At 35.5% G+C, this 16,593-nt stretch carries 16 protein-coding genes; 11 read left to right on the plus strand and 5 right to left on the minus strand.

Annotated elements, in window-relative coordinates:
* The first annotated feature begins 42 nt into the window (after positions 1-42).
* The 5 genes from panC to radA are packed head-to-tail and all read left to right on the plus strand — an operon-like array spanning position 43 to position 4,788.
* Positions 43-891, plus strand: coding sequence for a pantoate--beta-alanine ligase (gene panC / locus ES677_RS07125; RefSeq protein WP_148369344.1), 849 nt, complete (start codon positions 43-45; stop codon positions 889-891).
* Positions 892-904: 13 nt separating this feature from the next.
* Positions 905-1,255 (plus strand): aspartate 1-decarboxylase, encoded by a 351-nt coding sequence (panD, locus tag ES677_RS07130; protein ID WP_148369346.1) that lies wholly within the window; start codon positions 905-907, stop codon positions 1,253-1,255.
* Positions 1,256-1,259: 4 nt separating this feature from the next.
* A complete protein-coding gene (locus ES677_RS07135; protein ID WP_148380879.1) occupies positions 1,260-2,213 on the plus strand; it encodes a lysylphosphatidylglycerol synthase transmembrane domain-containing protein in 954 nt (317 codons plus the stop codon).
* Positions 2,214-2,250: 37 nt separating this feature from the next.
* Positions 2,251-3,396: an alpha/beta hydrolase gene (locus tag ES677_RS07140; protein ID WP_148380880.1), complete on the plus strand. Its 1,146-nt coding sequence runs from the start codon at positions 2,251-2,253 to the stop codon at positions 3,394-3,396.
* A 33-nt stretch (positions 3,397-3,429) separates the two neighbouring features.
* Positions 3,430-4,788 (plus strand): DNA repair protein RadA, encoded by a 1,359-nt coding sequence (gene radA, locus ES677_RS07145; protein ID WP_148369351.1) that lies wholly within the window; start codon positions 3,430-3,432, stop codon positions 4,786-4,788.
* 50 nt (positions 4,789-4,838) lie between these two features.
* Here radA and ES677_RS07150 read toward each other — a convergent pair whose 3' ends face one another.
* Positions 4,839-5,771, minus strand: coding sequence for a mechanosensitive ion channel family protein (locus ES677_RS07150; protein ID WP_246124395.1), 933 nt, complete (start codon positions 5,769-5,771; stop codon positions 4,839-4,841).
* A 240-nt stretch (positions 5,772-6,011) separates the two neighbouring features.
* Between ES677_RS07150 and ES677_RS07155 the strand changes: the two genes are divergently transcribed.
* From ES677_RS07155 to ES677_RS07175, 5 genes are all read left to right on the plus strand, one after another.
* On the plus strand, positions 6,012-6,473 hold the full coding sequence (locus ES677_RS07155; RefSeq protein ID WP_148380881.1) for a hypothetical protein: 462 nt from the start codon (positions 6,012-6,014) through the stop codon (positions 6,471-6,473).
* Between the two features lie 104 nt (positions 6,474-6,577).
* A complete protein-coding gene (ileS, locus tag ES677_RS07160; RefSeq protein ID WP_148380882.1) occupies positions 6,578-9,982 on the plus strand; it encodes an isoleucine--tRNA ligase in 3,405 nt (1,134 codons plus the stop codon).
* 5 nt (positions 9,983-9,987) lie between these two features.
* On the plus strand, positions 9,988-10,371 hold the full coding sequence (locus ES677_RS07165) for a TraR/DksA family transcriptional regulator (protein ID WP_148369356.1): 384 nt from the start codon (positions 9,988-9,990) through the stop codon (positions 10,369-10,371).
* 104 nt (positions 10,372-10,475) lie between these two features.
* A complete protein-coding gene (locus ES677_RS07170) occupies positions 10,476-11,099 on the plus strand; it encodes a DUF4097 family beta strand repeat-containing protein (protein ID WP_148369358.1) in 624 nt (207 codons plus the stop codon).
* Between the two features lie 26 nt (positions 11,100-11,125).
* On the plus strand, positions 11,126-11,755 hold the full coding sequence (locus ES677_RS07175; RefSeq protein ID WP_148369360.1) for a lipoprotein signal peptidase: 630 nt from the start codon (positions 11,126-11,128) through the stop codon (positions 11,753-11,755).
* 62 nt (positions 11,756-11,817) lie between these two features.
* On the opposite strand, the gene ES677_RS07180 is transcribed toward ES677_RS07175, so the two are convergent.
* The 4 genes from ES677_RS07180 to ES677_RS07195 are packed head-to-tail and all read right to left on the minus strand — an operon-like array spanning position 11,818 to position 14,661.
* Positions 11,818-12,381 (minus strand): 5-formyltetrahydrofolate cyclo-ligase, encoded by a 564-nt coding sequence (locus ES677_RS07180; protein WP_148380883.1) that lies wholly within the window; start codon positions 12,379-12,381, stop codon positions 11,818-11,820.
* A 7-nt stretch (positions 12,382-12,388) separates the two neighbouring features.
* Positions 12,389-13,360 (minus strand): succinylglutamate desuccinylase/aspartoacylase family protein, encoded by a 972-nt coding sequence (locus ES677_RS07185; protein ID WP_148369362.1) that lies wholly within the window; start codon positions 13,358-13,360, stop codon positions 12,389-12,391.
* Entirely contained in the window at positions 13,361-14,239 is an 879-nt protein-coding gene (gene rimK / locus ES677_RS07190; RefSeq protein ID WP_148369363.1) for a 30S ribosomal protein S6--L-glutamate ligase, read from the minus strand. It abuts the gene before it with no gap.
* The gene (locus ES677_RS07195) at positions 14,236-14,661 is read right to left on the minus strand and encodes an ATP-dependent zinc protease family protein (protein WP_148369364.1); all 426 of its coding nucleotides are present in this window, start codon (positions 14,659-14,661) and stop codon (positions 14,236-14,238) included. Before ES677_RS07195 ends, rimK begins: the two co-directional genes overlap by 4 nt.
* A 130-nt stretch (positions 14,662-14,791) precedes the next feature.
* Between ES677_RS07195 and uvrC the strand changes: the two genes are divergently transcribed.
* Positions 14,792-16,591 carry an excinuclease ABC subunit UvrC gene (uvrC, locus tag ES677_RS07200; RefSeq protein ID WP_148369365.1) on the plus strand — a complete coding sequence of 600 codons (1,800 nt, stop codon included), beginning with the start codon at positions 14,792-14,794 and terminating at the stop codon, positions 16,589-16,591.
* The last annotated feature ends 2 nt before the right edge of the window (positions 16,592-16,593 follow it).

Consider the following 16,593-nt stretch of genomic DNA (forward strand, 5'->3'; position numbering starts at 1 on the left):
CACTAATATATTAAGTTTGCACCCGTTAATTTTATATTAAAAATGACTGTTTACAACAATAAAGTACAAATACAGAAACATATTAAGAAACTTAAGTCTGAAGGATTTACGTTTGGATTTGTGCCCACAATGGGTGCTTTACACGAGGGTCATTTGGCCTTGGTTAACGAGGCGCTATTACACAACGATTTCGCCGTGGTTAGCATATTTGTAAATCCTACACAATTTGATAACGCTTCAGATTTAAAAAAATACCCTAGAACTTTAGAGCGCGATATTGAATTATTGCAAACCCAATCTGAAGATATTATCGTTTACGCGCCTAGTGTAGATGATATTTATGAAGGCCAAACCACAGCTGAAAGATTCAATTTTGATGGTTTAGAGCACGAAATGGAAGGGCGGTTTCGCGACGGCCATTTTGACGGTGTAGGCACTATTGTAAAGCGATTGTTCGAAATTGTAACACCAAATAGGGCGTATTTTGGCGAGAAAGATTATCAGCAATTAGCTATTATTAAGAAATTGGTCGAAAAGCATAAATTACCAGTAACTATTGTGGGGTGCGCTATTTATCGGGATGCCTTTGGGTTAGCAATGAGTTCTAGAAATGAACGGCTAAAACCAAACTATAAAAAACAAGCCCCATTTATTTATAAAACGCTACAGGCTGCCAAAGCGCAGTTTGGCATAAAAAATGCTAAAGAAATAGTAGAATGGGTTGAAAACGAGTTCGCTAATCATAAATTATTAAAACTAGAATACTTTATCATAGCAGACGTTAAAACGTTAAAACCTATTACAACTCAACAAAAAAATACTAACTATCGTGCTTTTATTGCCGCTTATGCGGACGACATAAGATTAATAGACAATTTAGCACTTAATTAATTATCTTTGCACTATGCAAATACAAGTAGTCAAATCTAAAATTCACAGAGTAAAAGTTACAGGCGCCGATCTTAACTATATTGGTAGCATCACTATTGATGAAGATTTAATGGAAGCCGCTAATATTATACAAGGTGAGAAAGTTCAAATTGTAAATAATAATAACGGCGCCCGTTTAGAAACCTACGCCATTCCTGGACCAAGAAATTCTGGGGAAATCACTTTAAATGGTGCCGCAGCGCGTTTAGTTTCGCCAGGCGATGTGCTAATTTTAATCACTTATGCTTTTATGGATATTGAAGCCGCTAAAGTGTTTAAACCATCGTTGGTATTTCCAAACGAAAACACCAATTTATTGAACTAAATACGTGAATAAAAGCCTATTAAAAATACTAAAAATCCTACTCCCAATTCTTTTGGGCGTTTTTTTAATAGGGTATTCCTTGTCAAAATTATCTTTTCAAGACCTATTGGGGTATTTTAAAACGGCCGATTATACCTACATTGTATTAGGTTTGTTTTTAGGACTACTAAGTCATATTTCTCGTGCCTATCGTTGGTTGTTTATGCTTGAACCAATGGGCTATAACGTCAAGTTAGGAAATAGTATAATGGCCGTTTTTGCGACGTATTTAATAAATTATACCATTCCTAGAGCGGGTGAAGTCGCCAGAGCAAGTATCTTAACTAATTACGAAAATGTGCCTTTCGATAAGGGTTTCGGGTCTATTGTAGCCGAACGTGTAGCCGATTTAATTGTGTTATTACTTATTATTGCTGTAACACTTTTTATGCAATTCGATTTTATCTATTCCTTTTTTATAGAGAAATTTAATCCTTCAAAATTAATTTTAGGAGCTTCAGTAGTAGTCCTTCTTGTATTACTATTCTTTTTTATAATTAAGCGAAGCAAAGCGGGTATTGGGTTAAAAATCAGGCAATTTGTAAACGGTCTAATGGAAGGCGCGCTTAGCATTTTTAAGATGAAGAAAAAATGGGCGTTTATCTTTCATACCCTCTTTATATGGGTAATGTATTTGTCAATGTTTTACGTGACAAGTTTGTCGGTTTCTGGTTTAAGTGCCGTACCTATTGGGGCCATTTTAGTCGGTTTTATTTTAGCGACGTTTAGTATTGCAGCGACAAATGGAGGTATTGGTTCGTATCCTGAAGCGGTAGTCATTGCTTTTGTTCTGTTTGGTTTATCAGAAGATCCGAGTCGCGCTTTTGGCTGGATTATGTGGACTTCCCAGACCATAATGATTATTATTTTAGGAGGGGCATCGCTATTGTATTTACCTATCTACAACCGAAAGAAATAATTTGTACCTTGCATTCATAATTAAACATTAACTAAAAATGCGAAGACTCATTCTCCTTTTTATAGTTGTATTTTCTTTTCAGCAAATAACAGCTCAAATAAGTTATAAAAACTTCGAATCTCAGATTTTGGGCGAATCAAGACAGCTTAAAATACAATTGCCAAGGGGCTACGATAAAAGCGATAAAAGTTATCCTATAGTTGTTGTTTTCGACGGTGATTATCTGTTCGAAATGGTCGCGGGAAATGTCGACTACTATGCCTATTGGGAAGATATTCCAGAATGTATTGTTATAGGTGTTAATCAATTAGGTAAACGTGAAGACGACACCGCTTTTTCTGAGTTAAATTCCTTACCCATAGATAAAGGGGGTGCTTTTTTTAGATTTGTAGGCGAAGAATTGGTGCCTTACCTTAATAATACGTATAGAACAGAGGCTTTTAAAGTGGCTATTGGTCATGATAAGACGGCCAACTTTATAAATTACTTTTTACTAAAGGAAGCCCCGTTATTTCAAGCATACATAACCTTAAGTCCGGATTTAGCTCCAGATATGACGACCTTTGTAAGCGAGCGTTTAGCGACAGTAGAATCTAAAATATTTTACTATCTGGCAACCGCGTCCAACGATGTAAAAAGTTTAAAAGAAAAAACGGAAGGGTTGCAAACGGCGTTAAATGGTATCGATAACAAAAACGTGTTAAAAGCTTTCGATAACTTTGAAGGACCAACACATTATTCGTTGCCAGCGTATGCTATTCCGAAGGCTTTAGAAAGCATCTTTTTCGTGTTTCAGCCAATTTCTAAAGACGAATATAAAAACACACTGTTAAAGCTTGAGGGGTCACCAGTCGAATATTTGACTGAAAAATATGAAACCATCGAAGATTTATTCGGAATAAAAAAACAAATCTCTATTAATGATTTTAGAGCAGTGGCAGCGACCATCAATAAGACTGAAAAATTCGACTATTTCGAAGCGTTAGGGAAATTAGCCAGAAAACAATACCCCGATACACTTTTAGGAAACTACTATTTAGGGCGCTATTATGAAGAAACGGGTAATCCTAAAAAAGCAATGAAAACTTATCAATCGGCTTATATACTTCAAGAAATTGGGGGCATAACTAAAGACCACGTGTTAGAGCTTGCAGAGCAGTTAAAAATAGATTTTGGATTTTAACACAAATAATTATCGGTAAGAGGATAAAAATATATGGCAAAAGTAAAAACAACTTTTTTTTGTCAGAGTTGCGGTACACAATACTCTAAATGGCAAGGGCAATGCTCAGCGTGTAAAGAATGGAACACGGTAGTAGAAGAGGTGCTTCAAGTGCCAGAAAAAAGTGAATGGAAAATAGCAACCAAGACAACAAAACGCGCTTCGAAACCTTTAAGAATTAAAGATATTGATGCATCTCAAGAAGCGCGATTAGATAGTCGCGATGGTGAGTTTAACCGTGTAATGGGTGGCGGAATTGTGCCGGGATCTTTAACGCTTTTGGGGGGTGAACCCGGAATAGGTAAAAGCACGCTATTGTTGCAGATTTCGTTAAAATTACCATATAAAACCTTATATGTTTCAGGTGAAGAAAGTCAGAAACAAATTAAAATGCGTGCCGATCGTATTAACCCAAATAACGAAAGTTGTTACATTTTAACCGAAACTAAAACGCAGAATATCTTTAAACAGATTGAGGCTTTAGAACCCGATATCGTAATTATAGATTCTATACAAACCTTACATAGCGATTATATAGAGTCGTCTAGCGGAAGTATTTCCCAAATAAAAGAATGTACGACCGAGCTAATTAAGTTTGCTAAAGAAACAGCAACGCCGGTTATTTTAATTGGTCATATTACTAAAGACGGAAATATCGCTGGCCCAAAAATATTGGAACATATGGTAGATACTGTGCTTCAGTTTGAAGGCGATCGCAATCACGTTTTTAGAATTTTAAGAGCGCATAAAAACCGCTTCGGTTCGACCAACGAATTGGGAATTTACGAAATGCAAGGTTCGGGTTTACGAGAGGTCTCTAACCCAAGCGAGATCTTAATTTCCAAAAAGGACGAAGAACTTTCTGGTAATGCAGTGGCCGCAACACTCGAAGGAATGCGCCCTTTAATGATTGAAGTACAAGCTTTGGTAAGCACCGCGGTGTATGGTACGCCACAACGTAGTGCAACCGGTTTTAATGCGAAGCGTTTAAACATGTTATTGGCCGTGTTAGAGAAGCGTGCAGGTTTCCGGTTAGGGGCAAAAGATGTTTTTTTAAATATTACAGGAGGTATTACTGTAGACGATCCTGCTATAGATTTGGCAGTAGTCGCCGCCATTTTATCTTCTAATGAAGACGATGCTTTACAAAGCGATTATTGTTTTGCAGGCGAAGTTGGTTTGTCGGGTGAGATTAGGCCAGTTCAGCGTGTGGAACAACGCATCTTAGAAGCCGAAAAATTAGGCTTCTCAAGTATTTTTGTCTCAAAATACAATAAGATTTCACTAAAAAACACGGATATAAAAATACAATTAATTTCTAAGGTTGAAGATTTAGTAGATTTGCTGTCTTAATTCAGTGTTAAAAACACTATTTTAACTTGAGATTTCCTATCAAACACGAGTTATTTATTGCTTTCTTTATTGTCAGGTTCAGGTTTAGAAATACGAATTGGAAAGTCTTTTTCAGCACCATAAATTTTGACCTCTTGTATATCGGCAGGCATATAAAAACCAGCGTTTTCAAGAGCTTCTTTTACATTTCTAACAACAGATCCTTTTGTAATTAAAGCCGTTTTTCTAAAGTCTTTCGTGTCTACCCAGAAGTAAACTTTTAAATTCACTGTGCTTGTCGCTAATTCGTCTTCAATAACAAAGTTTTGATGGTCGATATCGGCAATAACATTGGGCTCTTTTTCTAAGGTTTCTAAAATAACGTGCTTTGCTTCGTTAATATTGTTTTCGTAAGCAATACCCACAATAAAATCCCAACGAAAAAAACCGTCTTCGGTATAGTTGGTTACAGGTTTCGTTAAAACATCACTATTGGGGATATAGACATCTTTGCCATCAAAGGTTTTTAATTTGGTATATCTAAACTCTAACGCTTTAACTTTTCCAAAATTTTCACCAATTTCAACCGTATCATCAACATCGTACGGTCTGCTAAAAGCTAAAATTATTCCAGCGATAAAATTCTGTCCAATATCCTTAAAAGCAAATCCTAGTACAACAGCACTGGCTCCTGCGGCCGTAAATATTCCGGTTGCAATAGCGCCCAATCCTGCAGCTTTTAAGGCGAGAATAATAGCAATCATTATTAAGGTGTATTTTAAGGCCTTGCTTAAAAACTGACTCATTAAAGGGTCTTTAGTTCTAGAAGCAATCCGTTTTCTGGCAAATTGACCAAGCCAAGTGGCTATTAAAGTGCCAAAGATTACAATTAAAAGCCCCAATCCTATACCGGGAAGCTGTGCCGTAAGTTGGTCGTAAAAAGACAGAAAAGAGTCGGTAACTGTTTGATGGGATTCCTGATTAACATCCATAAGTAGGTTCATAAGTAATTTTATTATGTGAGTAAATGCGATTTAATATACTAAATAAGTAAACAATCCGAAACACTTTTTTCAATGTCTTTAAAATGGGATGCTTTAATTATTAATAGGAATACTGAATTAACGGCGCTCCAAAGTTATTTTAAGACTAATTAGTTAACGTGTAGAATCCTTAAGTTTATCTTAATACCAATAAAAAATAATTAAAAAGGTGTTATTTTTAGAGCAAATGAAAAAACAATTATGAAATTGAAAGCTCTCTTATTGCCGGTTATGTCACTGTTTATGGTTGCTTGTGGACCAAAACTAAATAGCGATGCGTTTATAAAAAGTACCGACGCCTACGCTCTAAAGATAAATAAGAATACAGATCTAAAACAGACCTTGACTAGAGGGGCGCTAACTGACGCGTCGGGTTTTAAAGATATTGGCACCTTTACCTATCAAGAAAAATTCAGTCAGGATGAGCATGCGTTATTTCAGATTAAAAACAGTGAAAAAACAGATCAAACGCTAACAGAAAACTACTATTTTAAAGCCGATAAGTTGGTTTTAATTACATCTACATCGCCTTCTGGTAATACCAAAAAGCTATATATTAAAAACGGGAAGGTGATTTCAAGAGTCAATATTGGCAAAATTCAAGAAAAAATACTAATCAATAAAGCTAAATTGTTTAAAAAGCAATTTAAATCGGCGCATTAGAGATCTTAAAATTATTTAGGTAATAGGCTGTTTTTAAGTGTGAACACACTTCTTATTTTCTTAAAATTCCCTAATTTCGCAATTCGAATAAGAAATTAGACAAAATGAGCACAGGATTCCCTGAATATAAAGGACTTAACTTACCAAATGTAGCAGAAGAAATTCTAACATACTGGAAGGAAAACAATATTTTTGAAAAGAGTATTACTGCTCGCGAAGGTAACACCCCTTATGTGTTTTTTGAAGGCCCTCCATCTGCAAATGGATTGCCAGGCGTACACCATGTTTTAGCACGTGCTATAAAAGATATTTTTCCGCGTTATAAAACGATGAAAGGGTTTCAAGTAAAGCGTAAAGCCGGTTGGGATACTCACGGTTTACCGATAGAACTTGGTGTAGAAAAAGAACTAGGAATAACCAAAGAAGATATTGGTAAAACCATTTCTGTGGAAGATTATAATGCGACTTGCCGTAAAGCGGTGATGCGTTATACCGATGTTTGGAATGACCTGACCCAAAAAATGGGGTATTGGGTAGATATGGATAATCCATACGTTACTTACGATCCAAAATATATGGAAACCGTTTGGTGGTTGCTTAAAGAAATTTACAATAAAAACTTAATTTATAAAGGATACACAATACAGCCGTACTCGCCAAAAGCGGGAACAGGTTTAAGTTCTCACGAGTTAAATCAGCCAGGAACGTATCAAGATGTTACAGATACTACAGTTGTGGCTCAGTTTAAAGCGATAGAAAGCACATTGCCAGACTTTTTACAAAATGAAGGGGATATTTTCTTTTTAGCCTGGACAACGACACCGTGGACATTGCCAAGTAATACTGCCTTAACGGTAGGGTTAAAAATAGATTACGTTTTAGTAGAAACGTATAACCAATACACATTTAAACCAATGAATGTGATTTTGGCGAAACCATTAGTTAACAGTCAATTTGATGGTAAATTTAAGCGTGTAGAAACAAAAGCGGAATTGTTAGACTACAAGGATGGCGATAAAAAAATACCTTATTTTGTGGTTAAAGATTTTATAGGAAAAGATCTTGTTGGTATCAAGTACGAACAATTATTGCCGTATGCCTTGCCATACGACAACCCAGAAAATGCATTTAGAGTAATCTCCGGAGATTTCGTTACTATTGAAGACGGAACAGGAATTGTACATACAGCCCCTACTTTTGGAGCAGACGATGCCTTAGTTTCAAAACAAGCAATTCCAGAAATTCCACCATTGCTTGTAAAAGATGAAAATGGCAATTTAGTGCCTTTAGTAAATTTGCAGGGAAAATTTAGACCAGAAATGGCAGAATATGCAGGTAAATATGTTAAAAACGAATACTATGAAGAGGGCGAAGCCCCAGAACGTTCGGTAGATGTTGAGCTTGCAATTCAATTGAAAGAAGAAAATAAAGCGTTTAAAGTCGAAAAATACAAGCACAGCTATCCAAACTGTTGGAGAACCGATAAACCCATTTTATATTACCCCTTAGATTCGTGGTTCATAAAAGTAACCGATGTTAAAGACCGTATGCACGAGCTTAATAAAACCATTAATTGGAAGCCTAAATCAACAGGTGAAGGCCGTTTTGGTAATTGGTTAGCTAATGCAAACGATTGGAATTTATCGCGTTCAAGATACTGGGGAGTTCCCTTACCAATTTGGAGGACCGAAGATGGTAAAGAAGAAACCTTTATTGGTTCGGTTGAAGAGTTAAAAGCCGAAATGACCAAAGCGGTTAACGCTGGCGTTTTAGAAAAAGATATTTTTGAAGATTTTCAGGTGGGTGATAACACCGAAGAAAACTATGCGAAATTAGACTTGCATAAAAATATTGTGGATCAAATTACATTAGTTTCGCCATCAGGAAAACCTATGCGTCGCGAAAATGATCTAATAGATGTCTGGTTCGATTCAGGTTCTATGCCTTACGCACAATGGCATTACCCGTTCGAGAACAAAGATAAAATTGATGAAAACAAATCATTTCCAGCCGATTTTATAGCGGAAGGGGTAGACCAAACTCGCGGTTGGTTTTACACGTTGCACGCAATAGCAACAATGGTTTTCGATTCTGTAGCTTACAAAAACGTGGTGTCTAACGGATTAGTATTAGATAAAAACGGACAAAAAATGTCGAAACGTTTAGGTAACGCCACAGATCCTTTCGAAACGTTAAACACCTATGGTGCGGATGCAACGCGTTGGTATATGATTGGAAATGCAAACCCGTGGGATAATTTAAAGTTCGATGTAGATGGTATAGAGGAGGTGAAACGAAAGTTTTTCGGAACGTTATACAATACCTATTCGTTTTTTCAATTGTATACAAACATTGATAAGTTTACCTACGCCGAAGCCGATGTGTCATTAGAAGAAAGACCAGAAATTGATCGCTGGATTCTTTCAGAGTTACATACGCTTATTAAAAAAGTAGATACTTTTTATGCCGAGTACGAACCTACAAAAGCAGCACGAGCAATATCTAATTTCACTCAAGATTATGTTAGTAACTGGTATGTGCGTTTAAGTAGAAGACGATTTTGGAAAGGCGATTATCAGAAAGATAAGATATCGGCTTACCAAACGTTGTATACCTGTATGTTAACCATTGCGAAATTAGGTGCGCCTATCGCTCCGTTTTTTATGGATAGATTGTACTTAGACTTAACAAATACGACACATTCAGAAGGGTTTGAAAGTGTACATTTGGCACATTTTCCTGAAAGCGATTCAAGTTTTATAGATAAAGCTTTAGAGCGAAAAATGGAAGCAGCACAAACCATATCCTCCTTAGTGTTATCACTGCGAGCGAAAGAAAAAATAAAAGTACGCCAGCCGCTGCAAAAGATTATGATTCCTATTGTTAACGAACAGCAAAGAGAAGAAATTTTAGGGGTTGCGGATTTAATAAAATACGAGGTTAATGTTAAGGAAGTTGTGCTTTTAGACGATGCTTCAGATATTTTAGTTAAGCAGGTGAAACCTAATTTTAAAACTTTAGGACCCCGTTTTGGTAAAGATATGAAGCTGATTGCTAGTGAGATACTTAAAATGACGGCCGAAGATATTAAAAATATTGAGCAAAAAGGACAACATGATGTAAATTGTAACGGAAAAATTATTACTTTAGAGGTCAGTGATGTAGAGATTACCTCACAAGATATAGAAGGTTGGCTAGTCGCAAATGAAGGCGTTTATACAGTAGCTTTAGACGTTACAATATCTAGCGAATTACGTAAAGAAGGCGTTGCAAGAGAGCTCGTAAACCGCATTCAGAATTTAAGAAAAGACTCTGGTTTTGAAGTTACAGATAGAATTAATGTTAAGTTATTAAAAAACGATCAAGTAAACGAAGCGGTTAAAACCAACGAAGCTTATATCAAAGCAGAAACATTAACCAATGAGCTTGAAATTATGGACGAATTAAATAGTGGTATAGATATTGAATTCGATACAGTACAGACCAAGCTATTTATTCAAAAAATTTAAGAATTATGATAACACAAAATACATCAAGATATTCAGATAAAGATTTAGCAGAATTTAAACTATTAATCTTAGATAAAATCCAGAAAGCGAAACGCGATTTAGATCTTATTAAAAGTGCTTACATTAACGATCAAGACAATGGTACCGACGACACGTCGCCAACCTTTAAATCGTTCGATGAGGGTAGTGCCGTAAACAGTAAAGAATCTAATTCGCAATTAGCGATTAGACAGGAAAAGTTTATTCGCGATCTTAAAAATGCGTTAATTAGAATTGAAAATAAAACTTACGGTATTTGCCGTGTAACGGGAAAACTAATTAATAAAAACCGATTGGAGTTAGTGCCACATGCAACGCTTAGTATAGAAGCTAAAAATATGCAGAAGTAAAACACACCATCATTTTTAAATTTATTTATCACAAAACGCTTCAACTTTTATTGAGGCGTTTTGTGTTTGATTATCTTTTTAAAACGTAAATTTCTCATTTAGCAATGAAGCCCGTAATTATCTTATTATTTCTTTTTATCAGTCTTCAACTTTCAGCTCAAAAGAAAGTGGAAGAAACTTTTAGTGCGACAGCAATAAACAATGTAGTAATTAATGGGAATTATATTTTTAAAATTGATTTACAAACGCGACGATCAAATTCCATTCATTTAATTACAAAAATTGAAGGGGAGTATACGCCAGAAATAACTGTAGCGCATGAAATTAAAGATAGCACCTTATATATAGGAAGTGTTTTTAGACCCTCTTTTGCCTTACACAACGACAAGTTAAGCGCTCACAAAGTGGTGTCTATAGAAATTGTATTAGAAATTCCTGAGGGCTTAAAAGTGTATTTAAAAAGCGATATTGGTTCAGCAAAGATTAAAGGGAAATATGCCTTTATTACTGCCGAATTATCTCAAGGCAATTGCTTTTTAAATAATTTTATAGGAAGTGGACTTATTAATACTATTAACGGAAATGTAACTATTGAAACTAATTACGCCCAAGTAAAAGCGCATACAAAATACGGAACGCTAACGAAAGAGTCTTTAATCTATGGAGATAATACCATCGAAATCAATAGTATTAATGGCGATATTAATCTAAAAAAAATCGAAAAATAACGCTATTTTTGCCTCAAATACCTGTTATGACTCTTAAAAAAGCCTCTTTTCTTATAATTATCATCTTGATTATCGATCAAATAAGTAAGGTTTATATAAAAACCCATTTTCAGCTGGGAGAAAGTGTTGCTGTTTTCGATAAATTCAGAATTTATTTTATAGAGAATGATGGTATGGCGTGGGGCACAAAATTAAGCGATATTTTTCCCTTTATAAGTGATCGCGTTGCGAAATTAAGCTTAACCTTATTTAGAATAGCAGCCATTTTTGGTATTGGCTATTGGTTGATTTCAACACTTAAAAAAGAAGGCTCTCGTGTACTTATTATAGCGTTAGCTTTTATTTTCTCGGGGGCATTAGGTAATATTATAGACTCGGTATTCTACGGTGTGTTTTTTGATAATAGCTATGCGCAAGTGGCTACTTTTTTACCGCAAGCAGGCGGCTACGATAGCTTATTTCACGGTAAGGTAGTAGATATGCTGTATTTCCCACTGTGGAAAGGCTATTTACCGGAATGGATTCCTGGCTATGGCGGAGAATTCTTTACCTTTTTCGAACCGGTTTTTAACATCGCCGATGTCGCTATTAGTATTGGTTTTGTGCTTTTAATCTTCTTCAATAAGCAAGCATTTCCTAAGCCAGAGACGGTGTAAGAAACACTTTAAAAATGTATGTCATAAAACATTTAGTGTAGGCTAATGCCCTTAAAATAGTATTAAAAGCGGTACGTTTTGTTTGGCGTTACACAAAAGTCTAAAGGAATATCTCCAGAATACACCTCTTTAATTTCGGGCTCAGCATCAAAAAACGAAAGGCCTATTTTTAAGGTGTCGGGTGTGCAATCCGCTAAAAAAGCATCATAAAAACCTTTGCCATATCCAACCCGGTTACCTTTCTCGTCGAAGGCTAATAGTGGTATAAACACCACATCTATACTATTTGCGGGTATTGGAATGCCACCAATAGGCTCAGGGATATTATGGGCATTTAACGTAATTGTAATACTATCCGTTAACAAAACATTTTCTAAGGTAATCGTATCAAAATTACTTCTAGAAATTACAATATTCTTATCTTTTCCAGCTAAAATATTTAAAATATAATCGGTGTTTATTTCCTTTTGTGTTTCAATCGAAAGAAAAATATGATAGAAGTCCTTTTCCCAAATTGAAAGTGATAGCAGATTATTTGCTATCGCTAAGCTGAATTCTTCTTTTTGGTCTTCGGATAAATTTTTGCGAAGTTCTTTATATTTTTTTCTTAATTCGGCTTTTACCATAACCCTCTTATTTATCGTGTTCTATCGAAATATGAAACAATGCATCCCCTTGATAAATTAAAGGCGCATCATTTATATTGATAATATATCCTGCATTTGGCGCTTTTACAAAATGATTAAATTTACCGTAGGGATCTGTGATATGGCCCAAAACCTCTCCTTTTTCTACTAGCTTTTCAATATGTGTTGTAGACTTAAACATCCCAGAAAACGTAGCGCGAATCCATTTACTTTCTTTAACGTATAACGGTTCTTTTTTAGGTTTAGAGACTTTAAAATTACTTCTAAGCATTCCGAAATGATGCAAAACACGTTTTGCGCCATTGACACCGGTGTTCGTAACATTCGCGTCTATATGTAACGATTTCCCTCCTTCGTATAACAAAATAGGTTTGCCCATTTGGTTACACGTGTTTCTAAACGAGCGACTTATGTTTTTTGTATACACAATAAAAGGAGCACCAAATACCTTGGCCATAGCGTCGTAATCGGGGTTTCCTTTTGCAATGCGAATTTGAGGGGCATTAAAACGTAAAGCCCCACCGGTGTGAAAATCTAAAACAAAATCGATGTGGGGTAAAATCTCAGTAATCAATTGGTTGGCCACACGACTTGCCAACGATCCCGATTTTACACCTGGAAACACGCGGTTTAAATCGCGACCATCGGGAAACGACCGATTCATATTAATAAAGCCGAAAATATTAATAACTGGAATACAAATTATAGTTCCTTTTTTGGGTTTGTTAATACCTTTAGCGATAAGCTGTCGTACTATTTCTACACCATTAACCTCGTCACCATGTATACCTGCAGTAAATAAAATTGTGGGCCCTGGTTTTTTAGAGCGTTCTATAATTACAGGAACATCTACAGGCGTTTGCGTGTGCAGCTTAGCAATGTTAAACGCGGCTTCTCTGCTTTCACCGGGGTAAATAGATTCCCCAAGAATATTTAAAACGGTACCGCTTTCCTTCATTTATTGTATATGATTTTGTTCAATATAGCTAATAATATTTAGAGCGATGTTTTTTTCTGTTGCGGCTTCAATACCTTCTAAGCCAGGGGTAGAATTCACTTCTAATAACAGTGGTCCACGAGCAGATTGTAACATATCGACACCACAAACAGGTAGTTTTAAGGCTTTCGATGCTCTCATAGCCACGGCAATCTCAGCATCATTTAAATTTATAATATTTGCCGATCCACCACGGTGTAAATTAGATCTAAATTCCCCTTCTTTTCCTTGGCGTTTCATAGCGCCTACAACTTGCCCGTCTACGACTAAAGCTCTTAAATCGGCACCTTTTGCTTCTTTTATAAACTCTTGTACAATTACGCGGGCTTGTAAGCCATTAAATGCTTCTAGAACAGATTCGGCAGCATTTTTTGTTTCAGCTAAAACCACACCTAAACCCTGCGTTCCTTCTAATAGCTTTATAATTAAAGGCGTTCCCCCAACATGCGCGACAACTTCTTCAACATCTCTAGAGTAGTTTGTAAACACTGTTTTGGGCATTCCGATTCCTGCTTTACTTAAAATTTGAAGACTTTTTAATTTGTCTCTAGATTTTAAAATAGCCTCTGAAGATGCCGTTGTAAACACATTCATCATTTCAAATTGGCGCACTACAGCGCAACCGTAAAACGTTACCGAAGCTCCAATTCTAGGGATAACAGCATCTACATAATCAAGATATCTGTCTTTATAATAAATACGTGGTCTTTCTTTTTCGATAATGATATCGCAACGCAACGGGTCAATAACCTCTAGCTTATGTCCTCTTTTTTCGCCTTCTTCAATTAATCGTCTTGTAGAGTATAAATGGGCGTTTCTTGATAATATTACTATATTCATTCTAGTGATTTTTTATAGGATAGGTTTTCTTTATCTACATCTATCATAAATTTGCGACTTAAAAATTGTCTTCCAATTAAAACAGGAAACTTCATCTCTGCTCTTGTGCTTAGTGTAAAATTTATTTTATACGTTTTTCCAAAGAGTATAATTTCCGACTTAATTTTATACCTATTCTCTACTTGTCCATTACTACTCTTTACATTTGTAAAAGAATAAGTATCGAAAACAACCTCTTTACCATTAAAATTCGGGTGTCCTTTGCTATAAAAAGTGCATTTTAATTGCTTGTTTTCTTCTTTTATTTTTGAGCAATGTATAGCTGAAGTATAAGCGCCAGAATCCACTTTAACGTTTATACTATATAAATTAAGTTTCGGAAAGTCGACTTTGTCAACGCGACCAATGATTTTTTTTTTCATCTTGATAAGATAATAAAGTGGTGCAATGTAATAAAATAGTTAATGCAGAAAAATGTTATTTTGTAAAAGATTAACGTTTAATGGGATTTACTATACTTTAAAAAAACAGATAAATAATTACCTTTACACAATGAGTGAAACCCCTTTAGATCTGCAGATAAAAACCTTACCCAACTCGCCCGGAGTATATCAATACCTGGACGCCGAGGGCACTATTATTTATGTTGGAAAGGCTAAAAATCTTAAAAAAAGAGTAAGTTCTTACTTTAATAAAACCCACGATAATGGTAAAACTCGTGTGCTAGTTAAAAATATAGAGAGTATAAAACATATTGTTGTTGAAACTGAAACCGATGCGCTTTTACTTGAAAACAACTTAATAAAGAAGTACAAGCCACGGTATAATGTCTTGTTAAAAGACGACAAATCGTATCCGTGGATTTGTATTAAAAATGAACGCTTTCCTAGAATTTTTCCTACCCGTCGTATTATAAAAGATGGGAGCCAGTATTTTGGGCCATATACGAGTATGAAAACGGTATCGGTACTTTTGGATTTAATAAAAGGATTATACCAATTAAGAACGTGTACTTACGATTTGGCTCAAGAGAAAATTGAAGCAGATAAATATAAAGTGTGTTTAGAATACCACATAGGAAATTGCAAAGGCCCTTGTGAAGGTTTAGAAACCGAAGCGCATTACCACGAAAATATAGTGGCGATAAAAGAAATCTTAAAAGGGAATTTTAAAGATTCTATAGATGTGTTTAGAGAGCAAATGAGCATTTTTGCCGAGAATATGCAGTTTGAAGAAGCACAGAAGATTAAAGAAAAAATTGAAGTTTTAGAAAATTATCAAGCAAAATCTACAATTATTAATCCGCGAATTAGTAACGTTGATGTATTCTCCATTGTAAGCGACGACAGCTATGGTTATATTAATTTTCTTCAGATATCTTATGGTTCTATTACGAGGTCACATACCTTAGAAATTAAAAAGAAATTAGACGAGGCGGACAAAGAACTTTTAGAGCTCGCAATAATTGAAATTAGACAGCGATTCAACTCTAATTCTAGAGAAATATATGTACCTTTTAAGGTGCATCTTGGCGATGAGCTGAAAGTAACGATTCCGCAATTGGGAGATAAAAAGCATATTCTAGATTTATCTATTCGAAATGCTAAATATTACCGAATGGAACGCTTTAAACAAGTAAGAATTACAGATCCAGATCGCCATGTAAAACGTATAATGGCACAGATGAAAACGGATTTGCGTTTAAGTGTAGAGCCACGGCATATAGAATGTTTCGACAATTCGAACATTCAAGGAACAAATCCGGTAGCGGCTTGTGTAGTTTTTAAAAACGGAAAGCCAAGTAAAAAGGATTATAGAAATTTTAATATTAAAACGGTTGTAGGTGCGGACGATTTTGCTTCTATGGAAGAAGTTGTTTACAGAAGATATAAACGATTGTTAGACGAGAACCAACCGTTACCACAACTAATTATAATTGATGGTGGAAAAGGCCAATTATCATCGGCCTTAAAAAGCTTAGACGATTTAGAATTGAGAGGAAAAATAGCCATTATTGGTATTGCAAAACGCTTAGAGGAGCTGTTTTATCCGGGAGACTCCATACCATTGTATTTAGATAAAAAAAGTGAAACCCTTAAAATAATACAACAATTAAGAAACGAAGCGCACCGTTTCGGAATTGAGCACCACAGGAATAAACGTAGCAAAGCCGCGTTAAATACAGAAATGGAAACAATTCCAGGTATTGGTGAAAAAACAATCGTAGATTTGTTAAAAGCGTTCAAATCGGCGAAACGCGTTGCCTATGCAAAGCTAGACGAGTTAGAGGCTGTGATTGGTGTTTCTAGGGCCGAAAAAATTTATAATTACTACCATAAAAATGAAGACTAATA

The sequence above is a fragment of the Bizionia gelidisalsuginis genome, assembly GCF_008086185.1.
Lineage (GTDB): Bacteria > Bacteroidota > Bacteroidia > Flavobacteriales > Flavobacteriaceae > Bizionia > Bizionia saleffrena.

Excerpts from the sequence above, each read along its gene's own strand:
- panC (WP_148369344.1), top strand. The coding sequence starts at position 43 with ATGACTGTTTACAACAATAAAGTACAAATACAGAAACATATTAAGAAA.
- panD (WP_148369346.1), top strand. The coding sequence starts at position 905 with ATGCAAATACAAGTAGTCAAATCTAAAATTCACAGAGTAAAAGTTACA.
- ES677_RS07140 (WP_148380880.1), top strand. The coding sequence starts at position 2,251 with ATGCGAAGACTCATTCTCCTTTTTATAGTTGTATTTTCTTTTCAGCAA.
- radA (WP_148369351.1), top strand. The coding sequence starts at position 3,430 with ATGGCAAAAGTAAAAACAACTTTTTTTTGTCAGAGTTGCGGTACACAA.
- ES677_RS07150 (WP_246124395.1), bottom strand. The coding sequence starts at position 5,771 with ATGAACCTACTTATGGATGTTAATCAGGAATCCCATCAAACAGTTACC.
- ES677_RS07155 (WP_148380881.1), top strand. The coding sequence starts at position 6,012 with ATGAAATTGAAAGCTCTCTTATTGCCGGTTATGTCACTGTTTATGGTT.
- ileS (WP_148380882.1), top strand. The coding sequence starts at position 6,578 with ATGAGCACAGGATTCCCTGAATATAAAGGACTTAACTTACCAAATGTA.
- ES677_RS07165 (WP_148369356.1), top strand. The coding sequence starts at position 9,988 with ATGATAACACAAAATACATCAAGATATTCAGATAAAGATTTAGCAGAA.
- ES677_RS07170 (WP_148369358.1), top strand. The coding sequence starts at position 10,476 with ATGAAGCCCGTAATTATCTTATTATTTCTTTTTATCAGTCTTCAACTT.
- ES677_RS07175 (WP_148369360.1), top strand. The coding sequence starts at position 11,126 with ATGACTCTTAAAAAAGCCTCTTTTCTTATAATTATCATCTTGATTATC.
- ES677_RS07180 (WP_148380883.1), bottom strand. The coding sequence starts at position 12,381 with ATGGTAAAAGCCGAATTAAGAAAAAAATATAAAGAACTTCGCAAAAAT.
- ES677_RS07185 (WP_148369362.1), bottom strand. The coding sequence starts at position 13,360 with ATGAAGGAAAGCGGTACCGTTTTAAATATTCTTGGGGAATCTATTTAC.
- rimK (WP_148369363.1), bottom strand. The coding sequence starts at position 14,239 with ATGAATATAGTAATATTATCAAGAAACGCCCATTTATACTCTACAAGA.
- ES677_RS07195 (WP_148369364.1), bottom strand. The coding sequence starts at position 14,661 with ATGAAAAAAAAAATCATTGGTCGCGTTGACAAAGTCGACTTTCCGAAA.
- uvrC (WP_148369365.1), top strand. The coding sequence starts at position 14,792 with ATGAGTGAAACCCCTTTAGATCTGCAGATAAAAACCTTACCCAACTCG.